Origin of the sequence: Neoaquamicrobium sediminum, from assembly GCF_040970315.1 — a bacterium.
Taxonomy (GTDB): domain Bacteria; phylum Pseudomonadota; class Alphaproteobacteria; order Rhizobiales; family Rhizobiaceae; genus Aerobium; species Aerobium sediminum.
In genome coordinates this window covers 1-439 of record NZ_JAZHFV010000040.1, presented here as the reverse complement: position 1 = coordinate 439, position 439 = coordinate 1, and the positions used below count along the sequence as shown (strand labels likewise).

Genomic DNA, 439 nt, shown 5'->3' with positions numbered 1-439 from the left:
CAGATTGGCTGTCGATGATGGCTGCGGACGGACTGGCCTCGCGGCCGGAACGCTCGCGATCCATCATGACCAGGGTGTGGTTGATCTTCTCGAAGACCGAGCCGTCGCGAAATGCGGCGAACCACCGATAGACGGTCGGCCATGGCGGAAAGTCCGAGGGCAGGAGACGCCAGGTGATGCCGCCGCGCAGCACGTAGAAAATGGCATTGATGATCTCGCGCATGGGCCAGGCGCGTGGCCGTCCCATTTTGCAGGCCGCAGGAAGGTGCGGCTGGATCAGGTACCATTCCGCATCCGTCAGATCGGTCTGGTAACGCGGGGCACGACGGTTATGCTGTTCTCGGGTGGTCGGGGTCCACATGACATTCTCCAGGCAGGTCAGCAAACCGCTTGGAATCATGCGAACCTCGACCGCTCAACCCTTTTCGAAACGGCCTCT

At 61.5% G+C, this 439-nt stretch carries 1 protein-coding gene; it reads right to left on the bottom strand.

Translation table 11 applies throughout. The annotated features are described in order from the left end of the window. Nucleotides 1-361: transposase (locus V1479_RS26150; protein WP_368805382.1), on the bottom strand; the 361-nt coding region annotated here is incomplete at its 3' end. Nucleotides 362-439: the final 78 nt, after the last annotated feature.